Genomic DNA, 22830 nt, shown 5'->3' with positions numbered 1-22830 from the left:
AGGGTTATTCCTCGTCGAACTCTGGGATTGGAGCCTGTTGTTGGCACAGTTCGACTATCATGTTCAGGCGGCGCTCCGAGTCTTTAACGAAGGGATTATTGGTATCCCAAGCATAGCCCGCCAGAATGGAACAGATCATCTGCTTGATACGCTCGTTCGGTTCTTCATAGAAAATAACATCTTGAAAGCGGCCATCATACCAAGCTTGCACATAGGTGCGAAAGGCATTCACGCCCTGCATCAAAGGTGCAGAGTAATCGGCTTGCCAGTCAACCACCTCACCATTGAGTTGTTTCGTCACACATTTTGCCGCCATCGACGCCGATTGCATGGCGATAGTCACACCGGAGGAAAATACCGGATCGAGGAACTCACCCGCATTACCCAGTAGGGCGAACTTGTCGGTTGCAAGGCGTGATACGTTGGCAGAATAACCTTTGAGCGTGGCGCATTCCTGTACCACTTCAGCGTTTGCCAATAGGGTTTTTAGCCCGGGTTCTTCATTGACTATGCTCATCAATTGTTGTTCGAGTGAACCTTGCAAACGCTCAAGTAACTGCGGTTCGGCAACCACGCCGAGTGAACAACGGCCGTTGCTAAAGGGAATGAGCCAATACCAAATGTCCTTATGTTCAGGGTGGACACTGATCAAAATCTTATTACGATCAAAATTAGCATCGCTGATGTTGTCTTCCACATGGGTGAAGATGGCACTGCGTGGTGGCAGGCAAGACGGACTTTCTAAGTCGAGTAGGCGCGGTAATACGCGACCAAAACCGCTGGCATCGAGCACATATTGGGCACTGATTTGATACCGCTCGCCCTGTTCATTGCGCACCGTTAAGCGTGGGTTTTCGGTTAACTCTATCGCCTCGACGGTTTCGCCGTAACGGATGTCGACCCCTTGGCCTTGGGCGGTATCGGCTAATAGTTTATCGAAACTGGCACGCTGCACTTGAAATGTGGTGCCCGGCCCAGGGGTAAATTTATCGGTAAAGTCGAAGGTGGTGTAAGTGCCATTACGACGAAAGGCGGCACCATTTTTATGCTGGAATCCGGCGGCATTGAGCGCATCTAACATGCCCGCTTCTTCAATAAACTGCATGCAGCAGGGCAGTAAACTTTCGCCGATAGAGAAGCGAGGAAAGTGCTGTTTCTCTAACACCAGCACACGCTTGCCTTGTTGGTGTAGTAGGCTGGCGGCGATGGCGCCCGAAGGTCCTGCGCCGATAATGGCCACATCGACGGCAAGTGAATTTGGCATTGCCGGTAAATCGTGAGCGGGTGTAGGCATGTAAAGTACGTTCCTTGTCATTATCAGGACTTTTTAGTCGTTAAAATCAGTGGCGAAAGTAAGAAGGTAAACCCTATGCCCAGCGACAGGGTTAAGCCAAAGTAATGAATCGCTTGGGTCTGGCTAAAGGCGAGCAAACCAAAGGCCAATAGGGTCGAGCAGGCGGACATAAACACCGCCATCATCACTGCCTTACCGTGGTTTTTGGCAGAGGCAAAAAACAAGCTGTAGTCTATCCCAATCCCAAAAACTAAAATGAGGGCGAGTGCATGGAATAGGCTCAGCGGTGAGCCCGTTAAGCCTAAAGTTGCTAGCGTGAGCAGGGCCGCAAGGGCTGGCACGGCAACCACAACCGCCGCTTTTTTCATGCCGAAATTTAGGCTAAACAACAAGAGTGCGATGCCAAGTGCTAGGGCTAACAGCTTTAGGGTTAACAGTCGATAATGCCCCATGACCGCGGAAATATCCGCTACTTTGTCGATAAGCTGCACGCTTTCATCGTTGGCAAAGCGAGCCTTAAGGGCATCGATTTGCTGAATGCCACCAAGGAGGACTATGGCTCCATAATCGGCACCATACTCAGCACCATAATCGGTGGCCTTGTCACTCGGCGTTAGCCATAGCGGCGCGAGTCGCTTGCCGGCCTCTAGCTTAAAGAATGCTGCTGGCGTGATGTACTCTGTTTTCGCGGCCAAATAGGCGGCTTGCAGTTCTGGCTTCAGGTTTTCATCTAACCCAAGGCTGGTGAGCACTTGCTCTAGCTGAGTTTGATAGATTTCGCCCTGTAATCGATAAGCCGTATCTTGCCTTTGATGGCTGGGCAGATACCGGCTGAGGCTGACATAGTTGCCTAACTCTTGGTTTGTTATGGCGGCATCAAGCAGTGGTGATACTCGCTCAAGCTGTTGCAGCAGTGCTTCTTCACTCGCGGCGCGTACCAGTAAGAATTGATTGTCTGTGCCGCCGCTGAGCAGCTGCCTGAGCTGATTTTCAGGTTCAGTCACGCTTGAGGGGCTTTGCTGCAAATGGCGAATATCGTCATCGACGGTCAACTTTGTTACACCACCCAGACTCCACACTAGTATCACCAAAGCAAACATGCTCATGCCTAAGGGCGTGGTCAATCTGTTGGATAACTGAGTGAGATTGGCAAGGTAAGTCCCCGCTAATGCTAACGGGCGGGAGCCTGCGGGTAAACGACTGCCAGCCAATAGTGGGTAGGCGAGAATGAGAGTGAGATAGGCCCCAAGCAAACCCGCGGCGCAGAAGATAGCGACTTGCTGCATGCCGGGAAACGGCGCTAAACCTATGCCGACGTAAGCCAAGGCGCTGGTGATAAAGGCGAGTGTCACCGTTGGGAAGATATATGTCACCGTTGCCTGTGCGCTGCGCTCACTATCGCTTAAGCGCTCGCAGTAAAAATGAAAACTGTAGTCGATGGCAATGCCAATCAAGCTAGTGCCAAACACTAAGGTGAGTAAATGCAGCTCGCCAAACACGCTTAAGGTAAAAGTCACTGCGAGCAACAGCCCGCTGGAAATAGTCACGATTGCCAGCAGTAGCGGCATCACGGATCGAAACGCCAGCCAGACTAAGGCTATCACCCCAAGTAAGGACGCGAGGCCGAGGATCGATATTTCACTCTTGGCGGTTTGCGTTGCCGCAAGGGCATGAAACAGGGCGCCAGCCTTAAGCACATTGATATCGGGGTAGTCTTTTTCAACCGCATCCAAGGCTGTTGTTAATGCCGCCATCTGCGCTAATTGCGCATTGGGATTAAAAGCGCTTTCTCGCCCCTTTGCCATGACGACAGCGGCAACATTATCACCTTGATTCGCGAGCAATATCCCTTGGCTGGCTCTGACGTTTGAACTCGGCGCGAGGGCGAGCAAATTGGCTGGGAATAACAGCAGCGGATCCTGGGCGAGCAAGTTGCTATTGGCGTAACTAAAGGCGTTGTAAAGCTGCGCTGTGGCCGCATCAAGCAGACTTTCAATATTTGGGCTTGCTAACGCTTCGGCTTGCGGCGCTGTCAGTAATTTAAATCTGTGGGGGAAATAGAATTGCCCTAACGCTTCGCCGAGCTGCATATCGGCGCTGCGGATATCTGTGAGTGCAGCATTTCTGCCAGTTGCAATAAGGTCAGCTTCAAGCTTTTGCATCAACAGCTTAGCCGCAGCGATTGCCGTGGTTTCATCCTTGGCGACGAGCGCAATATAGACTTGGTCGGCGAGCGTCACTTCAACTTGGTTAAGGGCGCGTTCTGTGAGTTTATCCTGTTGTAAATGCGGCAGCATGGCGAGAATATCGCTCTGCACCCGAGCACCGTTTTGCCACAGTTGCAGCGTCCACAGACTTACAGCCAACATCAACAGCAACCAAATAACGAGGCGCCACTTGGGGGACGATTGCATCAAAGCTTGATTGGCGCGCGCGGCGAAGTTGGAGGCCATTGCTAAGGTTTACTCGCCTCACTCGTCAACGCATATTGCGCTAATTCTGCCTCGCTGAGAGTGCCTTGGGAAAGCGCACTAAATTCGATGCGGGTCATATCCTGTAGGGTCACATTCGGCGCGGCGCTTAACAGCACTAAGGATTGCAACACATCGCTCCCCTCTAACACCATATTAGCGATGGCTTTTTTCATTAAGGGATCTTTGGGCGTTAGGCCTAATTGCCATTGGCCGTCTGGACTCAAGTTCTCTGGGCTTAACTTCTCAAGGTTTAACTTTTCTGCGCTCAATCTGTCTGTGATGAGGAAGTGCAGCTCGAAGTTTTCGCTTAAACCGGAAATATCCCCGCCCAGCATAGCGCGCACTAGGCTGGGTAATAAATCCCCCATAGCGGCCGCGCTTGCCGAGGCATCGGCCTTGCTGACTTGGACTCGACCTTGGCTATCGCGCTGAATAAGTTGCTTATCTTTTAAAATCAGCAACGACTCAAAGGGCTTTATCTGCTGCCAGATCAGCCCTTGCTCTTGGTCGAAGATAAACTGGCCTTGGCTGATTAACGGCTTTTTGAGCACCTTTAACTGCCGAGATTGCACAAACTGGCCTCGCACCGTTTCGCCCAAATTAAGTTTTTTACTCAGGGCCACAAGCTGCGCGGTATCGGCACTTTGGTTAAAGAGCGCTTGATAAACGCCGGGCTTAGCTATGGTTTCAGCCTTGAGTGGCAGGCTTATCAAACCACAAGCCAAAGCACAAACGGTGCAGAGGAGTAATGCACACTTCGCCAGCGCAGGGTTCTTCGCTAGTACTGAGTTCATTAGCCTTCAACCTTGGCGAGCAGGGTGGCGATTTTGTCTCGGAATACCGCTGGGGTAACAAAGCACAATTCTTGGGTGTTCATATCGACCGCCGCCTGAATGGTATAACCCTTAGTGATGCGGGCACCGGTTTCAACGTCTCGAATTTGATAATTGATTTTTAAGCGGTTTTCCCATTCGACTAACTCGGCGCGCACTGTGATTTTTTGCTCGAAGCTGCTGGCCTTAACGTACTTAATCTGCAAATCGACAATCGGCCAAGCGTAATTCGATGCCTGCATCTGCCGGTAGTTATAACCCAGCTCATCGAGCAGTTTACAACGGGCTATTTCGAAATAGCGCAGGTAATTGCCATGCCAAGTGATCCCCATGGAATCCACATCGTGGAAGGGAATTTGCATTTCCATATCGATAGTGAGCAATGATTTCATCGGCACACTTCCCATTCGCCCGCTTGGATTTTAGCTATGGTTTGGCGCAGTACGGCTTCGAGCGGCCTATCTTCGATTAAGGTATCAAAATCGGCGCGCACTTGGGCGAGGGTTTTCGCCAATGAGGGGGTGAGCGAGGCTTCGTCTAACTCATTTTGCGCGATGCGCAGGCCAATGCCTTGGGTCATGGCGAGTAAGGCTGCCGCCGCGACTTGTTCGGTCAATTGCAGCACGCGCATACAGTCGCGGGCGGCGATAGTGCCCATGCTCACCTTGTCTTGATTGTGGCATTCGGTCGAGCGTGAGAATACGCTGGCGGGCATAGTGTGCTTGAGCGCTTCTGCCGTCCAAGCCGACACGCCTATTTGCACCGCCTTAAAGCCGTGGTTGATAGCGCGGCGCGCGCCAGTCGAACCCGAAAGGTTAGCGGGTAAGCCATTGTTAAACTTAGGGTCCATCACTAGCGCCATTTGGCGATCGATAAGATCGGCTAAGTTGGCGACTGTGTTTTTCAGTGAGTCCATCGCAAAGGCGATATGGCCGCCGTAGAAATGGCCGCCGTGGAGAATATGCTCGCCTTCACCATCGACAATCGGGTTGTCGTTGGCGCTATTGACTTCGGTTTCGATAAACTGACGCATAAACGGCAGCGCATCCTGCAATACGCCGATAATGTGCGGCGCGCAGCGGATGGAATATCTGTCTTGAAGGCGATCGGAATTGCGCGGATGTTCGTGGTGATTCAAATCTTCCCGGATCCAGGTGGCAATTTGGTTTTGCCCCGGATGGGGTTTAGCGGCAAATAAGATTTCATCAAAATGGTTCGAGTTGCCTTTTAGCGTTAACGAGGCCATGGCGGTAATACGGCTACTCAAGCGGGCCAGATATTGGGCGCGCTCAAAGGCTAAACAGGCCAAGGCCGTCATCACTGCCGTGCCGTTCATTAGGGCTAAGCCTTCCTTTGGGCGCAGGACGTGCGGGGTGATGTTGAGTTTAGCGTACACATCTTTAGTCGCTTGGCGCTCGCCGTTATAAATGACCTCGCGCTCGCCGACTAACACGGCGGCCAAATACGACAGCGGCGTTAAATCACCACTGGCGCCGACCGAACCTTCCTCTGGGATCACTGGCACTATGTTGAGGTTCAGCATGGTTTCGATGCGCTTTAATAGCTCATAGGTCACGCCAGATTTGCCAATGGCTAAGGAGTTTAAGCGGCAAGCCATCACAGCGCGGGCCTGCATTATGCTTAAGGTCTCGCCTAGACCGCAGCCGTGGAAGCGGGTTAAATGCAGTGGCAATTCGTGGACCAGATCTAAGCTCACATTGACTGTGCAGGAGTCGCCATAACCTGTGGTTACGCCATAGACCACGCCTTCTTCGTGCAGCAGGCTGTCGATAAAGCGCGCACCTTTTTGGATATAAGCTTGGTAATCTGCATCGTCACAGAGTTTGACTTTAGCACCCTTAGCAACGGCGACGACTTGCTCTAATGTGAGTAACTGGCGGCCAAATTCGATTGGCGACTCAGTGGTTGTCGTGTAAGTAACTGCGTGGCTCATAAATGCTCTGTCCTGTCTGTCTTATGATCCTGCTCTGGGATCGGCGATGATGCTGAAGTTGTCGGTAATAAATTGGGCTGTACTAACTGTGATGGGGTGCGCTGAAGCTCGCTGTCTTTGCGCCAAAAATCGAAGAAGTTAAACCATTGCAAAGGCTCGCGCCGAGCATAGTATTCTAAGCGTTCACTGTAGCGATTCACTGCCTGCTGTAATCTGTCCATTCTACCTGCCCTAGGGCCCTTAAGCGTTTCGGCGAAGCGCTCTAAATGCACCCGATAACGCCCTTGTTCCCGCAGACAAAACATTAAAAATACAGGGCAATCGAGTAAGCCCGCCAAAATAAACGGCCCCTGCGGAAACGCGGCATCTTGGCCCATAAAGGGTGCATACATGACGCGGCCCTGGGTATTGGATGAGGTTCTATCCCCCGCAATCACCACCAGTTCACCGTCCTCTATCTTTTGTTGCAATAGCATAGACGTCACAGGGTTAAGCTCGGTCACTTGAATAAGATTGAGCGTGCTATCTGGGTTTAATTGCTTGAGCACCTTATTGAAGTTTTCCGCATGGCTAGTTAGCACCATGACGTTGACTTTGACTTTACGCTGGTGGATCGAAATGGCGCGGCAGAGTTCTAAATTACCGAGGTGCGACACCAATAATACGGCGCCTTTGCCGCTTTCGAGCTGGTCGGCCAGCACTTGGCGGTCGGGAAAGTCCACTTGGCTCAATTGGATACGATCGCACCACGCATCGATTCTATCGAGTGCCGCATTGCCAAAGGCTAAAAAGTGATTCAGGCTATCGCGCCAGCCTAGGCTTTGATTGAGCTTAGGATGTTGCGGTTCAAGCGTTTGCACGCGGCGCAGAAAATCTAATGAGGCTTCACGGGTGACTTTACCCGTGAGGAAGAAATAGCAAATCACCGGATACATAATGGCGCGGCACAACCAATGGCCACCGAAGCGATAGCTCTCGGCTAATAGTTTGATGCCCCAGTAACTGCCGCGTTCCTTCATGCTCGACCAATGGGTCGCGGTATTATCTGATGCCATCGTTTTGGCAGATTGTTTGCGGCGCAGCAGCAGTGGCAGACGCTTTAACATGCCGAAAAACAGTCGTGTGTGCAGCTTAGTGATACGCACATTATCGGCCACACCTTGAAAATGACTGACGCCGCCTTCGGGATAAATCACCTTAGTCGGCTGAAATAAAATCTCCACCCCTTGCCAGTAGAGTTTGACTAGGATTTCGATATCAAAATCCATCCGCTCGGTTAAGGCTTGCTGGCTCAATAATTGCTCGGTGGCGGCTAAGGGATAAACACGAAAGCCACACATAGAATCTTGAATATCAAAGCTTAGGGTTTCGACCCACACCCAAAAATGGGTTAAGTAACGGCCATAGAGCCTGCCCTTTGGCACGGATTCATCGTATTCAGGTTTGCCCGAAATCAGCGCATCGGGTTTAGCCTGCGCCCTTGCAATCATTGCCGGAATATCGGCTAAATTATGTTGACCATCGGCATCGACCTGCAACACATGGCTAAAGCCATCGCGGTAGGCACGGCGCAGCCCTGTCATCACTGCGGCACCCTTACCACGATTGTAGGGATGTTGCAGCAGCGTCACCCAAGGATAGGTTTGGGCTAAGGATTGCAGCAGATAACGGGTTTCATCATTGCTGCCATCGTCAATCAAATAACAGGGCAGATTCAACTGGGCGAGTTTGGCCAAGGTCTGGGCAATCGCAGCGCTGTGATTGTAATTGGGGATCACTAAGGCGAGCTTGATAGGCGCCGACTCAACGAGGTCGCTGGGAAGCGTTAGCACTGGCTCGCTCCACTATTGTTGGCATCGGAAGGCTGGCTCAATGGTGTGGAATCAAAGGCGATACGGCCCGACGCGTAACGGTTTTCACCGTCGCAATAGGCGAAGGTGAGTTTTCCCTTAGCGGCATTATTGCTAATGCTTAAGGTGACTTCTTGACCCGGCAGTATGAGTTGCTGAAATTTAAGCACTTCTAAGTTAGCAACCGCCTCTGAATAACCGAAATGTTGGCAGCCTAAACGCACCGCCCAATCTAATTGGGTCACGCCTGGCAGCACGGCTTGTTCGGGGAAATGGCCGTTAAAATACTCAAGGTCGGCCGCCACTAACAGACGTAATTCAATGTTATCAATGCCGATATCGGAATGCAGGATCGGCGGTAAACTCGATTTAATCATGGTCAAATAACTCGACTAACTGGGCAGTGACACGCTTACCCTGAGTGTTAAGCGGTAAAATATCGGGATAACGCCAACGGCGTGGCAGGGTGACGCGCTCAAATTGGGTCAGCAAATGTGCTTTTAGGGCATTGTTAATGCTGAGTTTGCCCTGTTCTTGCAGCACGCTGCGCCCTAGTGCCGACAAAGTCACCACTGCGCCCAGTTGGGATTTAAACTGCGGCAATACTACCAGCGCGGCTTGCTCGACATAGCTGTGGCTGCACAGGAGTGTTTCCATCTGCGCCAGCGACAGGCGTTTCTCTTCGATCTTAACGATGCGATCGAGTCTGCCTTTGAGTCTAAACTGACCATTTTCGGTCGGTTCGATTTTATCTTCACAGCGCAGCCATTCATCGTCGGCCAAGTAGGGCGACTTTAGCAGCAGGGCGCCGTCGGTCGGATCTTGATCTATCGTTATCTTATCAAATACTTGCCAAGGTTCATCGGCCTCATGCTGACGGCGATAGGCGATGCCGCCAGTTTCTGTGCTACCAAAGATTTCGATGGGCAAATGCCCGTAGCATTGGGCGACGCCTCGGGCGGCTGCAAAGCTCAATGGTCCGCCAGAGCTAAACACTAAGCTAGGTGAACGTAGTTGCCGTTCGTGTTCTAGCGCCTTAGGCAGACGCGATAATTGCGCCGGGCTACTGATCAAGCACAGGTTTGGCAGTAAGGCGGTGTAATAGCTTAGGGTTTCTGGGTATTCAATCTGCTCGCTTAAAAACGGTCGACTGGCGGCGAGCGGCCACAGAATCTTAAATAATAGGCCGTAAATATGCTGGTGGGACACAGTTGAAACCACACTGCAATGGGGTAAATGTTCGGCAAAAGTTTGCTCTAGTACCGACACTTCTGAATCCAGCTGTCTTAGCGTTTTACGTATTGCCTTAGGTTCGCCGCTGCTGCCTGAGGTAAAGAGCACTAACTCACCTAGGTTTTCACTCACGGGCCATGCTTTACCGGGTAGGCTCAGCTCTTTCTTCAGTAGGATAAAGGCGTGGCTTTCGCACAATGGCTTGTCCGATAAGATACCTTCAAACTGATGGGTCAACTCGCTCAGCGTGCCGGTTTGGGTGTTGGCTGGTAGGATAATTTCCTTGCCCGCTAACAACGCCGCACATAAACCGACGGCAAACAGATCGCTGGTATCACTGGCGAGCAGCCATTTTTTCTCGGGCGTGGTGAGCAGTTGTTCGTAAAAATATGCCACCTGATTAGTAAATAATGCACCTGTGACTATGTCGTGGTGATTAAAGCTGATCAGTTGTTGGGCAAAGGGCCCTTGGGTTAACCAGTTTTTGAGTAGCTGTGTCATGTTTTCTTCAACCAAAAGCTGCGATATAACCATTCCCCGCCGAGGAGCAGTCCCATGAGTACGTATGCAATCAAACCGTTATACAAGGTCCAGGTTGCTAAGCTAGTAAAGCCTGCGGTATAAGCCGCCATAGTGCCATTGAAGATAAATAAGCCGCACCAAAGTAGGGTGACTTTTTTAAGGTACCCAATGGCTTCATCCGGTAAATCGGGTTCTTTCAAGCGGGCTAAACGCTCGATCATGCATGGGCCAGTGTGCAGTGAATAACTGAACAGCGCCAGCATAGTGAGATTTATCACCACAGGGTAATACAAAAGCCAGTCGCTGCGCTTGGCAAGATAACTGCCTGCCGTGAGCGCAATTCCCACCAACAGTGGCAATACTAATGCCTTAACCCTTTGCTTTTGTAGCATTAACCGCACTATCAGCAATAAACACAGCACTAGCGCTATGCTGCCGGCAGGCAAATAATTCAGCCCTAAATACACGGCAACCGGATAAGCCAGCAATGTGAGGGCGGTTAAGACCTGTAGCAAGGCTCGCATTAGTCTTTAACTAACCCTTCGATGGCATTAACGACATCGTTGACTGTACGAACTGACTTAAATTCATCGGGTTGGATCTTTTTCCCCGTCAGTTGCTGTAGCTTAATTACTAAGTCGACGGCATCGATACTGTCGAGATCGAGTTCTTCATACAGGCTGGCCTCAGGCGTAATCGCCTCGGCATCGATTTCAAATTCGTCCACTAAAATAGTGGTCAACATAGCGAGGATTTGTTCACGATTTTGCATATTCCTCTCCTATGGACGTTGGGATTCGATAAAGCTAGCTAAGCTGGCAACACTGTGGAAATGGGCCTTAGTGGCATCCGAGTTCGCTTCGATTTTGACATCAAATTTTTTCTTGATGGCTAAGCCGAGTTCGAGGGCGTCAATAGAATCTAGGCCAAGACCTTCGCCAAAGAGTGGCGCGTCGGTTTCAATATCATCAATACTGACGTCTTCAAGATCGAGACAGTCGATGATTAACTGCTTTATTTCATTGTTTAAGTTCATAATTGTTTTCGAGTTGTTGTTTATAGTAGTGTTCAAGATCCCGCGTCAGCTGCCGGGCCATTTTTGCATGCTCACCTAAAGCCGCTTGGTACTTCTGGTAAGGAACTGTTGCGCCGATTTCAACGGCCATCCCCATGGTTTGCCTTGGGATTTCATACCAAGGCTGCTCCTTTGTCAAACCACGTACATTGGTACGTAAAACCACTGGTAAAATATCCGCTTCAGCCCTTAGGGCAATATTGGCGGCGCCGCGGGCAAAGTGGTTAATGGTTGCGCCAAAAACCGTGCGTGTGCCCTCGGGGAAGATAATTAAATTGGTGCCTCTTGCGAGCACCTCGCGGCAATCCTCTAACATGAGTTCGGCGCCGCGATTGGGGATATAACCCGCGCAGGACACTACACCCCGTAAAAACGGATTGCGCCACAACCCCTGTTTGACTATGCAACCCGCATTGGGCATGAGGCTTATCAGCACCACGACATCCACTAAGCTGGGATGGTTGGCGATAACGATAACGCCTTTAGCATCATGTAATCGTTGTGTATCGTGGCGGCTGACCTTAATCACGCCCGCCCAAGTGAGCATGGAAACAAAGCCTTTGAACATCAAATGCACTGCCCTTTGTACCCTAAGCATCCGCACCTCGGGTTTGCCCGGCCAAAAGCGCAGCAGCGGCAAAATGGTCAAGGAGCTTAATAAGCCGCCTAAACCAAAGGCAATATAACAACTCACACCACCGAGCCACCTAGGTAGATAATGTAGCCCTGTGCGGCGTGGCTCTGGTGTCGTATAAGCTACATTGAATCCAAAATACTCTTGCTGGCGCTGGGCGGGATTAGACATGCTCTAGACTCCAATGCCAATGGGACAGGCAGCCTGAAATATTTTGCGCTGTCGCAAGGGCGTGGATAAATGCGCCATAACTTAGGGGCGTTGCTGCTTCAGATATGCGGCTCAGGGTGAGCTTGGCCGAGGCGGGGGCATCGAATGGCGCGAGTTGTAGACCTAGGGCCAAAGGTAATTCAAATTCTTGGGTAAACTCATCGTATACAGGCGGCACAGGGTCATCACCGAAGACTAACAGCAAGGGTTCTGGCGACTGGTATAACTGGGCGAAGGCTTCAACCATAGCTTGTGATAGGGTTTCTGTACCTGCCGCAACTGAGGTCGACGGTGCGGTATTGGCCGCTACTATGCCGAAAATGCCACTGGCGGTGTTGTGCACCGACTGGCTGAAACCTAAGGGAGATAAGGCTTGTTTGGCGATAATGTCTTCGAGTAGTCCAATAGTGCGTGGCAGCTCGCCGTGGCGCGAGGCAAAAATCGATCGACAGTTTGGTGCCATATTGCACTGAAACCCCACCTCTAACATCATCTTAGTCAAGCGACTAAAGCGGCGACGCTGCATGGCTGGCACTTGTTTGAGTGCCGGGGCCGAACTCTCTGAAAGTGTGGTATCTGAAGGTGTTGTATCGAGACTGGGGGCAGCCGAATCTTCGTGCCAACTTTGCCAGCTATCACTATGCGGATATTGAGGCGTCCATGCGCCCCAGGAGAGAATGCTGAATGTTAGTTGCACTACTTTGCCTCGACACTAGTTTGCAGCTGTCTTAGTTATCCCTAACTAAGTTAACACTATGGTGAATGGAGCGGTCGTTGGCTATTTACGCTTTGGATATATCGCGTTCAATCCGCCTTTTAGTGGGCGCCATTCTACACTAAGCCCCCCCTTTTTATGAAGCCATTTGCTTAATGTGGGTTAATAAAATGCAATCAAGCTCGCGTGAGTCACAGTTGCATAACATTCTTTTCAGTGTTGTATTGAGTTCGGCTGGAGCAAATTAATCAAAAAGGCGCACTAGGCGCCTTTTAAAAGTAGTCGTTAGGGCAATTACTGCGTTAATTGATTTTCGAGTTTACGCAGTGCAATTTTTACTTTGCGGGTATTTTCTGGCCCCATGCGGATCAGCAGTTTTTGCGCGCTGGGTAGGGCTTCTAAATTAGGGTCAACAAATTGATAGTTAACACTAATAGAGTTAAGTTCGATGGGATCTTCAATAATCGGCGCCGCGAGTAACACTTTAATCGCCTGCAGCATTCGGTCATTGAATTTAGCGTTACTGTAGCCAAGTTCCGCAAAGGCTTCGTCGAGTAAAGGCGTCAGTTGCTTATAGGTATTCATTAAGCTCTGCTCATCCATGCTGGCTATCACTGTCACGTAGGCGTCATATCTGTGGTAACTGTCGGGGTTTAAATAGACCTTGTTGGTGATTTCCGACACAGTGAAGAGTTTTTCAGGCCCTTTAATTGGGCTCACCTTACGGGTTAATTCGCCCTGGGCCAAGTTATCCACAAACACCACAAATTGACGGGCGAGATCCTGGGTAATTAACGATGATCCCACGACATTGTTATTGATGATGGCGAGTGCTTTTTGGTGAATAAATTCATCACTCTCCGCCAACGAGGGTATAGGTTCAACCACGACAGCAGGTTCGGCCTCGGTGGCTGGGTTATCGGTCGTCTCCGCTACAGTCGTATCGGGTAGGGTTGGTGTGGTTTCTAGCTCGGGTGTGCTTTCGAGCGTCATGGGCTCGGATGAGGGCGCTTCGGGCAATACAATAGGTGCATTCGGGATCAATTTAGGCGCGTCTGAACCACCGCTATAGTAATAATATCCTCCGGCGGAAAGTAGCACGACAAGCACTATCGCAAAAAGCGCGAAGCGATTGCTGCTAGAGGAGGTCTCTTGAGGTGTAATTCTATCATCTTGATTAACTTGCATTTTACATCCTTCGCTTGAGCGTCAAGGTAACGTGGTGAATACATGCAGCTAACATTAGAGTGCAAGGACGGACTTATTCGAAAGCCGTTGGTTCATTTTGCAAGTTTCCATGCGCTTGTCTATAGCACCTAGCTGAACATATAGCATTTATTTTGTGTATTGAGGCGGATACCGCTCTTAGATTTATTACATTTACTGCCTAAGCTTGCACATACTGCTGCCTGTGCCCTAGCCAGCGATGAATGATGGCATCTACTCGCTCAGGAGCTTGCTGCATCACATGATTCGCCAGTTTTTGAATGTGGGGAATTAGGGCTTGATCCCGTACTAGGTCGGCAATCTTTAGCTCGGCCAGCCCTGTTTGTTTGTGCCGAGCACTTCACCTGGGCCGCGAATTTCTAAGTCTTTTTGGGCAATGACAAAGCCATCATTGCTTTGTCTGAGCACATTGAGTCTTTGGCTGGCAGTGTGACTCAAGGGCGCCTTGTAGAGTAACACACAATGGCTGGCGATGGCGCCGCGACCGACCCGTCCACGCAACTGATGCAGCTGCGCTAGCCCCAACCGTTCGGGGTTTTCGATGATCATTAGGCTGGCATTGGGCACATCTACACCTACCTCAATCACTGTCGTCGCCACCAGCAGATGAATCACCCCCGCCTTAAAGTCGGCCATGATTTGCTGTTTTTCGGCACTTTTTAATCTGCCATGTACTAGGCCGATATTCAGCTCGGGTAGGGCGAGGCGCAGCTCTTCGGCCGTGTCTTCGGCGGCTTGGCATTCGAGTACTTCGGATTCTTCAATCAGAGTGCAGACCCAATAGGCCTGACGTTTGTCTGTCATTACGCTGCTGCGGACTCGGTCTAACACTTCATTTCTACGTAGATCGGGGATGGCGACTGTGGTCACTGGGGTTCGCCCCGGCGGCAGTTCATCGATAATGGAAGTGTCGAGATCGGCATAGGCCGTCATCGCTAACGTGCGCGGGATCGGCGTTGCCGTCATGATCAACTGATGGGGGTGGAACCCTTGAGTCACCCCCTTTTCCCGCAACCCTAAGCGTTGGTGTACACCGAATCTATGTTGTTCATCGATAATGATTAACGCGAGTTTATTAAACACGACATGCTGCTGAAAGATGGCATGGGTGCCAATCACCATATGGGCTGCGCCGGATTCAATATCCTCGAGGGATTGGGCTCTCGCCTTGCCCTTGAGTTTACCCGCAAGCCAGCCCACCTTTAGCCCGAGGGGCTTAAACCAGGCGGCAAAGTTGGCCGCATGTTGCTCGGCCAATAACTCAGTCGGCGCCATCATGGCAACTTGGTAACCATTTTCAATTGCCTGCAGTGCGGCCATCGCCGCGACTAAGGTTTTACCTGAACCTACATCCCCTTGCACTAAGCGCATCATGGGATGCGGTTTTTCTAAGTCTTTACCTATATCGGCCACGACTCTTTGCTGGGCACCTGTGGGCTTAAAGGGCAAAGCGGCGAGGAAGGGATTGAGCAACTGCCCAGTGGCCTGCATGGTGACAGCGGCATCTAAATTACTGCGCTGCCTTAGGCGTAACATGCTGAGATTGTGGGCGAGTAATTCTTCCTGTACGAGGCGCTGCTGGGCGGGATGTTGGCCTAACTCTAAATCGAACTGAGAGATCCCCGCGGGAGGGCGATGCAGCATCTGTAGTGCTTGTTTAAGGCTGATGTTGTTCGGTTGCAACTGCGGTGGTAACAGCTCGGTTAAGCCCCCCTCTTCCAGTAGTGTTAAGGCTTGTTCGGTCAGTTTTATCCAGCTCGCCTGTTTTAAGCCCTCTGTGGTGGGGTAAATAGGCGTTAACGTATCGCTTAGGTGAATATCTTCACCGGAATACACCACTTTATATTCTGGGTGCACAATTTCAGCCTGATGGCTGCCACGGCGGACTTCTCCGTAGGCACGGATCATCAAACCATTTTGCATGGCATTACGCTGGGCGACGGAAAAATTAAAGAAGCGTAGGCTTAGACTGCCGGTTTCGTCGCGCACATTACAGACCAACATGCGTTTACGACCTTGAATGATTTGTGTCGATTGAATTTCGGCTTCTATGGTGCCGTAACTTCCTGGGCTCAGGGCGGCAATGGGATAAATTTGAGTTCTGTCTTCGTAGCGCAGGGGAAGGTGAAACAGCAGATCTTGTACTGTCGTGATGCCAAGCTTGGCCAGTTTCTCGGCGACCCTTTTAGCGACGCCTTTGAGGTCGGTGATCGGAACAAGATCCAATTGCTGCAAGTCGTTAGCACTCAATCACTGTGAATTTATACATATACTAACAGAGTATATGCGTAAGGCAATCTTGGGGGCTTGGCTATTGCTGGCCAGTCTATAAATATTCTGCACATAAAGTATACTTTGTATCGTTTTGTGGTTTAATCGAACTATCTGTTGCTATTGGGGATTTTTAGGCGACGATGCGGTAACAGGATTGTGAATCGATAATTAAAAAGTGATCTCGGATGAAAGGATAACGTTTGGGGGAACACGATCTAGGAGATCTCGCCTATGCGTTTATGGAAATTATGTTGCCTCTTTGTGTGTGGGCTTTCTTTTAGCGTATCGGCGGCCAAACTCGATGTTGTGTTCTTTAATCCCGGTGCTGCAGAGGACAGTTTTTGGGGGGATGTCGATAAATTAATGTTATTCGCATCGACCAAGCTGGATATTAATCTCAATATTATTCACTCCGATCGTAATCACTTCAAAATGATCACCCAGTTCGCTGAATTATTAGATAATTCTCCCTCTCTTCCGCATTACGTCATATTGGTCAATGAAAAACAGTCCGCACTTAAAATGCTACAGCTGCTTTATCCGTATCCTATTTATGTTCAGTTAATTTTAAATGATATCTCCATTGGTGAACGTGATAGCTTGCTGAAGGATCCCCATTGGCAGAAATACCTATTACCGGCCATTATTCCCGATAATTATGTGATTGGTTCGGCAACTGCTAAATCTTTGATGGCCGATTTAAAAGGCAAAGAAGCTAAGGTTTTATTAATTTCGGGCGATAAGTCTACGCCAGCATCTGTGCTTCGTACCCAAGGCGCCCATGATTATTTCTTTATGCAAGATAGTGCAACTGTGATGCAAACGGTTTATGGCCAGTGGAGTGAGGATATTGCCTATGGTCAGGCGTTGACCTTGCTTACCCGTTATCCCGATCTCAATGTGATTTGGACCGCCAGTGATCGTATGGCAATAGGTGTACTTAAGGCATTGAAAGAAAAGGGACTGAAGTCGGGTGAAAAGGTATTCGTCAGCACGATTAACACCTCACCGGAGATTTTAAATCTGCGCCGTGAACATGCGATAAGCGTACTCGGTGGTGGGCATTTTTTGGTGGGAGCCTTAGGCTTAGTTCAGTTGCAGCATTATCATCAGACTCAAAAATATATCCCCTATGAAAGGGTCGCGTTATTTGATGTGCTCAGCCCCGATTCGGCTTTCTATCAAATGCTAGTTGCGAGGGATTGGCCCACCATTTTTCAGTCTGAAATTTTGGATAAATTGTCGCGACAATAATAGCCAATAGGTCTCCATGAAACATAGAAATCATTCCCTTAGTCACCGAATGACACTCACCATTATCGGTGTGAGTTCATTTTTTGCGGTGTTAACTATGCTGGTGCAACTGATATGGAATTATCAGGACAGTATCGACGATGCGACGGCAGATATTCGGGAGTATTCTGAGTCTATTCTCCCTAGCATTGCCAAATCACTCTGGGATGTCGACCGTAGCTTGCTATCCGATTTGCTATCGGGCTTAGGTATGATACCCATGGTATCGAGTGTGAATTTGGAGAGTATTGACGGGGTCGCTATGCAACTAGGGAAACCTGTCCGTGACACTGATGAGAGCCAAACGCTTTTTCATTATGCGATTGAATATCAAGAGCACCAGATTGGGACTCTTACCGTTGGGTTAGATACGAATAAGCTGTACTACGAGTTATGGCAGCAGTTGATCATTATCGTCTTTGGCAATGGGCTTAAAACCCTACTGATGATTTACCTAATCCTCACTCTCGTACGTTTATTGGTCACGAGCCGTTTGTCTGCATTGGAACGTTTTACCAACCAAATCAATCTTCATTCCCTTAAAAAGCTGTCGGTTCCCGAGGCGATTGTGGCAAACCCCGATGAGATTGGCCATGTTGCCCTGTCGCTGCAGGCCATGTATCAGAGAATTCGCAACGATTTAGCCTTGAATAAGCGGCAGCAGCGGGCGTTACAGCAACAGCAACACTTGTTGGAACGTCTGGTCGAGGATCGCACTCAAGAGCTCAATTGGCAGTCGCAGGCGAACCAATTATTGGCTGAAATTTCACTGCAATTTCTCAATATGGATACGCTCAGGCTGGATGAAGGCTTGGTAGAGATCAGCCATAAAATCGGGGTGTTATTTGATGTTCAGAGGGTGAGTATTGTCGAATTTACTCAGGGAGAGGCACAGTATCGCAGTCTGTGGACGAGTGAGTCTACTGGGGAGCAGATCCAAGGTCTTTCCGTTGAAAATATCGTCCTACTGGTGCAAAAATTGGAAGTAGAATCGATCCTAGTGATTGAGGATATTGAATCTTTAAAAGCTCAATCGCCGAAGGAATATGAAGCGATGCGTTCGGTTGGTATATGCGCTATCGCCGCTTTTGCGATTAAAAATGCGGGTAACTTGCTGGGATTATTGTCACTGTCAACTGCGACTCGCCCATTAAATTGGAACATGCAAAAGCACATCATGTTGACGCAATTTGCCGCCGCATTAAACGAATTGCTGTTACGGGCAGAGAAAGAACGACAGATGTTGGGTTTGCAGCAAGCCCTCGTCTCAGTGAATGCACAGTTGCAAGTCATGGCTGAAACCGATGAATTGACGGGATTAACTAATAGACGCCCCTTTACCCACACCCTAGAAGCAGTATTGCAAGGCAAAATATCCGCTGGGCTGTTAATGTTGGATATCGATTACTTCAAGAGTTACAACGATACCTATGGTCATCTAGAAGGGGATACAGTGCTAAGGCGGGTGGCTGAGGAGTTAATGCGCAGCGACATATTGCCGCAGGGGGCCTTACTCGCAAGGATTGGTGGCGAAGAGTTTGCCATCGTGCTCGAGCGAGTCACGCCGAGCCAATTGAGGGCGATTGCCACCCAATTATGCTACCAAGTTGCAGAGTTAAATATTCCCCATAGTGGCTCGCCAATAGCTAAAGTGACGACTAGCATCGGCGGTGTTTACCTGGCGCTCGATACCCTATCTGGGCTGAAAATGGCGGATGTGCTTCGCCGAGCGGATATGTGTCTTTATCAGGCGAAGGACCGAGGTCGTAATACTGTGGTGGTCGAGATAAATCCATGGGGCTAAATCGCTTTTATTGAGCGAGTTTCTACGGGTTTATTTCTGTTTTTTGCCTGCTATAATTGCCGCCCTTTATTCCCAACCTTTAGGTCTGAGCGTGTCAAAACGTGGTAAAAATACGGCAAATGCGGTGTCGGTTTTTAATATCGATGATTTGTCTACTTGGCAAAAGTACCGTAAAGGTTTGTGTGACACTTGCCATGCCACTTGCTGTACTCTGCCCGTCGAAGTCACGGTCAGTGATTTAGTCCGTATGGCATTAGTGGATGAATTTGAAGCCGAAGGCGATCTAAAAGCCATTGCTAAGCGCCTACAAAAAGCCCGCTTAATTGATAATTTTAATCATAAAACCGCCATTTTTACCCTAGCACGCATGGCGAATGATGATTGCTTGTATTTGGATAGCAAAACCCGCCGTTGCACTATTTATCATCAACGCCCCGAGACTTGCCGTAATCATCCTCAAATTGGCCCTAAGCCAAATTTTTGTCCCTATCGCCCGCGGGCGTGATCTGTTGAGTGTTCAGGTTTACCCAGTCGTTGAGCTTTATGTAAGAAGCTGATGTAGTAATTCTTTTATAATTATCTATTTATAGATTCTGATAAAATAATTAACGGGTGAGTTTTCAGCCTCTTTGACACAAATATGTCACTTAAATGATGGAAGCTCGTCGCATTACAGGCGGGTGGCGAGAGCAGAGTCACGCATAACTGAGTGATTAGCAGATATACTATACCCAAGCTGCCTGAAGATACGAGTTTCAGAGCGTCTAGGGTGCTTCAATTCAAGGCGCATCAATGACAGAATGTCGGCCACCTTTTGAATGGATGCAACACCTAGACACAGATACTGTGGGTGCCGATGACGGATCCTGCCAGAGTAGCAGAGGGAGTAAGCCGGGTTTATCGAGTTAATTGCTGGAATCGCACAGCTTCCCTATCGTCCAAAATTCAACTGACACGCGGGCCTTAAAGCGCGGGTCGGTCCTAGTTAGTCCAGTGTTAAACAAAAGGTGTTACATGAGTCTCTTTGATAACGTGATGATTATATTGTGTTTAATCGGCGCGAGTTGCTTCTTCTCTATGTCAGAAATTGCCTTAGCCGCTTCGCGAAAAATTCGTCTACGTCAGTTGGCCGATGAGGGCGACGCCCGAGCCGAGAAAGTGCTGCATTTACAGGCTCATCCGGGGAGCTTTTTTACTGTGGTCCAAATTGGGTTGAACGCCGTCGCCATTATGGGTGGTATTGTGGGCGAGTCGGCTTTTCGTCCCTATTTCTATCAATTTCTAACGCCTTGGATAAGTGATCCTTGGCTAAGTCAAGTCAGCTTTTTACTGTCATTTGTCTTGGTTACCAGCGCTTTTATTCTGGTGGCCGATCTTATGCCAAAGCGCATTGCCATGGCGATGCCTGAACCCGTTGCCTTAGCCGTTGTTGGCCCCATGAGTATCTGCATTACGGTTCTTCGACCCTTAGTGTGGTTTTTTAATGGTATGGCGAGTGGCATTTTTAAACTGTTGCAAATTCCGACGGCTCGTAATGACGAAATCACCTCCGATGATATTTATGCCGTGATGAATGCGGGTGCCGAAGCCGGGGTGCTGGATAAGGGTGAGCAGCAAATGATGGAGAATGTGTTTGAAATGCAAACCGTTTCAGTCACATCTGCCATGACGGCCCGCGAGAGTCTCGTGTACTTTTTACTGCAGGACAATGAAGAAGATATCAAACGTAAAATTGCCGAAGACCCCCATACTAAGTTCTTAGTCTGTGATGGTCAGTTGGATATGATCAAAGGTTTTGTGGATGCGAAAGAGCTGCTGATCCGAGTGATCAATGGTGAGAAAATCACGCTCAAGGACAGCAGCTTAGTACATACCTCCCTGATCATTCCCGATACCTTGAGCCTGTCAGAGGCGATGGAATACTTTAAAAATAGCCGTGCCGACTTTGCGGTGGTGATGAATGAATACGCCCTAGTGGTGGGGATTGTGACCACCAACGATTTACAACGTGCCGTGATGGGCGCTTGGTCGCTGCATGAGAGTGAAGAGCAAATCATCGCCCGCGATAGCAACTCTTGGTTAGTCGATGGGGTAACACCTATTACCGACGTGATGCGCGCCTTCGGCATAGAAGAGTTCCCGCATAATCAGAACTACGAAACCATCGCAGGTTTTATGATGTATATGCTGCGTAAAATCCCTAAGCGTACGGATTTCGTCAACTATGCTGGTTACAAGTTTGAGGTGGTCGATATCGATGCCTATAAGGTCGATCAGCTTTTGGTCACTCGTATCGATGCTAGCGATAAGTTGATGTCGCCAGATACCTAAATTGGCTCATTTTATGATTGTCTAGCGGGGCTGAGTCAGCTTTTTTAAGGCTGTTGCCCCGCCTAAATCACGTCTAAGAAAGCGCTCAGTATCGGGTCTTCCAGCCGTTTTAGCTTGCAGCAGCAACCGAGTTCAAAGGGCGGTATCGCAACCGGCGAGGCGAGCAACTGGATTCGATCCCGTACTGGGCTGTTATTGATCACCACTTCTGGGCTGATACTCAGGCCACAACCTAGCGCCACCATAGAGGCAATGGCTTCTTGTCCCGAGACTTGGGCGTAAATATTGGGGCTGATGCCCATTTGTTTAAACCAGTTATCGGCGCGGCGTCGTCCGGGACCATGGTCGGGGATAATAAAGGGCACGCTCGACCAATCGATGGGCGTTTGGGAAATCTGTTGCTGCACAGCGCAGCGTATGGTTGGAGCGATGATCGACAACGGCACATCATCAATTTTGGCAAAGTGTAAACTGCTGGGAAAGGGATCCGGCAGGGCGGCGATGGCGATATCGGCGCGATTCTGCTGTATTTCACTCAAGGCGTTGGCTGCATCTCCCGTTGTCAGGGCGATTTCCACAAAGGGATGCTCCTGACGAAAGAGATCCAGTAAATGCGGCAAATGGCTATAGGCTGCTGTCACCGAGCAGTACAAGTTGAGCTTACCGCGCAGCACATCCTGCTTGAGATCGATGCTGTGTTTAAGCGTACTCCAATGGTTTAATGTCTGTTCGGCAAATAACTTAAACTCGCGTCCTGCATGGGTTAAGGTCACACTGCGATTGTCCCGCTCGAGCAATTTAGCATTCACTTCCTCCTCTAATCTTTGCAGTGCTCGGCTTAAGGTCGATGGGCTCACATGCATCTGCTCCGCCGTCTTGGCGAAGTGCAAACTGTCACATAAGTGCAGGTACAATTTGAGGGTACGAATATCCATGTGCTTATCCTGTTTAGGCTCGGCTAGTTAAGTGGCTGAGGGGAGATGTATCCGATTTGCCACTAACAGCACGTTGCAATAAATGCAATATTAGGTTTCGAATATATCATTTTAAGCAACGATAAGCATGGGGTATAGTGATTTCAATCACAACCATTCCTTAACATAGCGT

19 protein-coding genes and 1 pseudogene are annotated in these 22830 nt (G+C 49.6%); 4 read left to right on the top strand and 16 right to left on the bottom strand.

Annotated elements, in window-relative coordinates; translation table 11 throughout:
* Positions 1 to 4: 4 nt before the first annotated feature.
* From SOHN41_RS17615 to recG, 15 genes and pseudogenes are all read right to left on the bottom strand, one after another.
* Positions 5 to 1294 (bottom strand): NAD(P)/FAD-dependent oxidoreductase, encoded by a 1290-nt coding sequence (locus SOHN41_RS17615; protein ID WP_007651676.1) that lies wholly within the window; start codon positions 1292 to 1294, stop codon positions 5 to 7.
* A gap of 23 nt (positions 1295 to 1317) precedes the next feature.
* Complete coding sequence (locus tag SOHN41_RS17610; RefSeq protein WP_007651675.1) at positions 1318 to 3747, bottom strand: MMPL family transporter; 2430 nt, start codon at positions 3745 to 3747, stop codon at positions 1318 to 1320.
* A gap of 2 nt (positions 3748 to 3749) precedes the next feature.
* Positions 3750 to 4562, bottom strand: coding sequence for an outer membrane lipoprotein carrier protein LolA (locus tag SOHN41_RS17605; RefSeq protein WP_007651664.1), 813 nt, complete (start codon positions 4560 to 4562; stop codon positions 3750 to 3752).
* Positions 4562 to 4993 carry an acyl-CoA thioesterase gene (locus SOHN41_RS17600; RefSeq protein WP_007651662.1) on the bottom strand — a complete coding sequence of 144 codons (432 nt, stop codon included), beginning with the start codon at positions 4991 to 4993 and terminating at the stop codon, positions 4562 to 4564. Before SOHN41_RS17600 ends, SOHN41_RS17605 begins: the two co-directional genes overlap by 1 nt.
* Positions 4990 to 6555, bottom strand: coding sequence for an HAL/PAL/TAL family ammonia-lyase (locus tag SOHN41_RS17595; protein ID WP_007651661.1), 1566 nt, complete (start codon positions 6553 to 6555; stop codon positions 4990 to 4992). The genes SOHN41_RS17600 and SOHN41_RS17595 overlap by 4 nt, the downstream gene beginning before the upstream one ends.
* Positions 6552 to 8387, bottom strand: a complete 1836-nt coding sequence (locus SOHN41_RS17590; RefSeq protein ID WP_007651660.1) for a glycosyltransferase family 2 protein — start codon at positions 8385 to 8387, stop codon at positions 6552 to 6554. Before SOHN41_RS17590 ends, SOHN41_RS17595 begins: the two co-directional genes overlap by 4 nt.
* On the bottom strand, positions 8381 to 8782 hold the full coding sequence (locus SOHN41_RS17585) for a thioester dehydrase (RefSeq protein WP_007651659.1): 402 nt from the start codon (positions 8780 to 8782) through the stop codon (positions 8381 to 8383). Before SOHN41_RS17585 ends, SOHN41_RS17590 begins: the two co-directional genes overlap by 7 nt.
* Positions 8775 to 10139: an AMP-binding protein gene (locus SOHN41_RS17580; protein WP_007651657.1), complete on the bottom strand. Its 1365-nt coding sequence runs from the start codon at positions 10137 to 10139 to the stop codon at positions 8775 to 8777. The genes SOHN41_RS17585 and SOHN41_RS17580 overlap by 8 nt, the downstream gene beginning before the upstream one ends.
* On the bottom strand, positions 10136 to 10684 hold the full coding sequence (locus tag SOHN41_RS17575; RefSeq protein ID WP_007651655.1) for a hypothetical protein: 549 nt from the start codon (positions 10682 to 10684) through the stop codon (positions 10136 to 10138). The genes SOHN41_RS17580 and SOHN41_RS17575 overlap by 4 nt, the downstream gene beginning before the upstream one ends.
* Positions 10684 to 10932, bottom strand: coding sequence for an acyl carrier protein (locus SOHN41_RS17570; RefSeq protein WP_007651653.1), 249 nt, complete (start codon positions 10930 to 10932; stop codon positions 10684 to 10686). Before SOHN41_RS17570 ends, SOHN41_RS17575 begins: the two co-directional genes overlap by 1 nt.
* 9 nt (positions 10933 to 10941) lie before the next feature.
* A complete protein-coding gene (locus tag SOHN41_RS17565; protein ID WP_006079824.1) occupies positions 10942 to 11196 on the bottom strand; it encodes a phosphopantetheine-binding protein in 255 nt (84 codons plus the stop codon).
* Positions 11180 to 12040, bottom strand: a complete 861-nt coding sequence (locus tag SOHN41_RS17560; RefSeq protein WP_007651652.1) for a lysophospholipid acyltransferase family protein — start codon at positions 12038 to 12040, stop codon at positions 11180 to 11182. Before SOHN41_RS17560 ends, SOHN41_RS17565 begins: the two co-directional genes overlap by 17 nt.
* Entirely contained in the window at positions 12033 to 12776 is a 744-nt protein-coding gene (locus SOHN41_RS17555) for a beta-ketoacyl synthase chain length factor (RefSeq protein ID WP_007651650.1), read from the bottom strand. The genes SOHN41_RS17560 and SOHN41_RS17555 overlap by 8 nt, the downstream gene beginning before the upstream one ends.
* Before the next feature lie 312 nt (positions 12777 to 13088).
* The gene (locus SOHN41_RS17550; protein WP_007651648.1) at positions 13089 to 13982 is read right to left on the bottom strand and encodes a DUF3014 domain-containing protein; all 894 of its coding nucleotides are present in this window, start codon (positions 13980 to 13982) and stop codon (positions 13089 to 13091) included.
* A 199-nt stretch (positions 13983 to 14181) separates the two neighbouring features.
* Positions 14182 to 16256 (bottom strand): annotated as a pseudogene (recG, locus tag SOHN41_RS17545) (ATP-dependent DNA helicase RecG).
* A gap of 270 nt (positions 16257 to 16526) precedes the next feature.
* Here recG and SOHN41_RS17540 point away from each other — a divergent pair.
* The 4 genes from SOHN41_RS17540 to SOHN41_RS17525 all read left to right on the top strand — a co-directional run bounded on the left by SOHN41_RS17540 (position 16527) and on the right by SOHN41_RS17525 (position 21723).
* A complete protein-coding gene (locus SOHN41_RS17540) occupies positions 16527 to 17549 on the top strand; it encodes an ABC transporter substrate-binding protein (RefSeq protein ID WP_007651643.1) in 1023 nt (340 codons plus the stop codon).
* Between the two features lie 16 nt (positions 17550 to 17565).
* Positions 17566 to 19392 carry a GGDEF domain-containing protein gene (locus tag SOHN41_RS17535; RefSeq protein WP_237703929.1) on the top strand — a complete coding sequence of 609 codons (1827 nt, stop codon included), beginning with the start codon at positions 17566 to 17568 and terminating at the stop codon, positions 19390 to 19392.
* Positions 19393 to 19483: 91 nt separating this feature from the next.
* A complete protein-coding gene (locus SOHN41_RS17530; RefSeq protein WP_007651639.1) occupies positions 19484 to 19897 on the top strand; it encodes a YkgJ family cysteine cluster protein in 414 nt (137 codons plus the stop codon).
* 509 nt (positions 19898 to 20406) lie between these two features.
* A complete protein-coding gene (locus SOHN41_RS17525; RefSeq protein WP_007651637.1) occupies positions 20407 to 21723 on the top strand; it encodes a hemolysin family protein in 1317 nt (438 codons plus the stop codon).
* A gap of 62 nt (positions 21724 to 21785) precedes the next feature.
* Here SOHN41_RS17525 and ilvY read toward each other — a convergent pair whose 3' ends face one another.
* Positions 21786 to 22658, bottom strand: coding sequence for an HTH-type transcriptional activator IlvY (gene ilvY / locus SOHN41_RS17520; protein ID WP_007651635.1), 873 nt, complete (start codon positions 22656 to 22658; stop codon positions 21786 to 21788).
* Positions 22659 to 22830 lie beyond the last annotated feature (172 nt).

It is taken from the genome of Shewanella sp. HN-41 (genome assembly GCF_000217915.1).
Classification (GTDB): domain Bacteria; phylum Pseudomonadota; class Gammaproteobacteria; order Enterobacterales; family Shewanellaceae; genus Shewanella.
The sequence above is the reverse complement of the archived record's forward strand: the minus strand, read 5'-3'. Positions and strand labels throughout refer to the sequence as shown.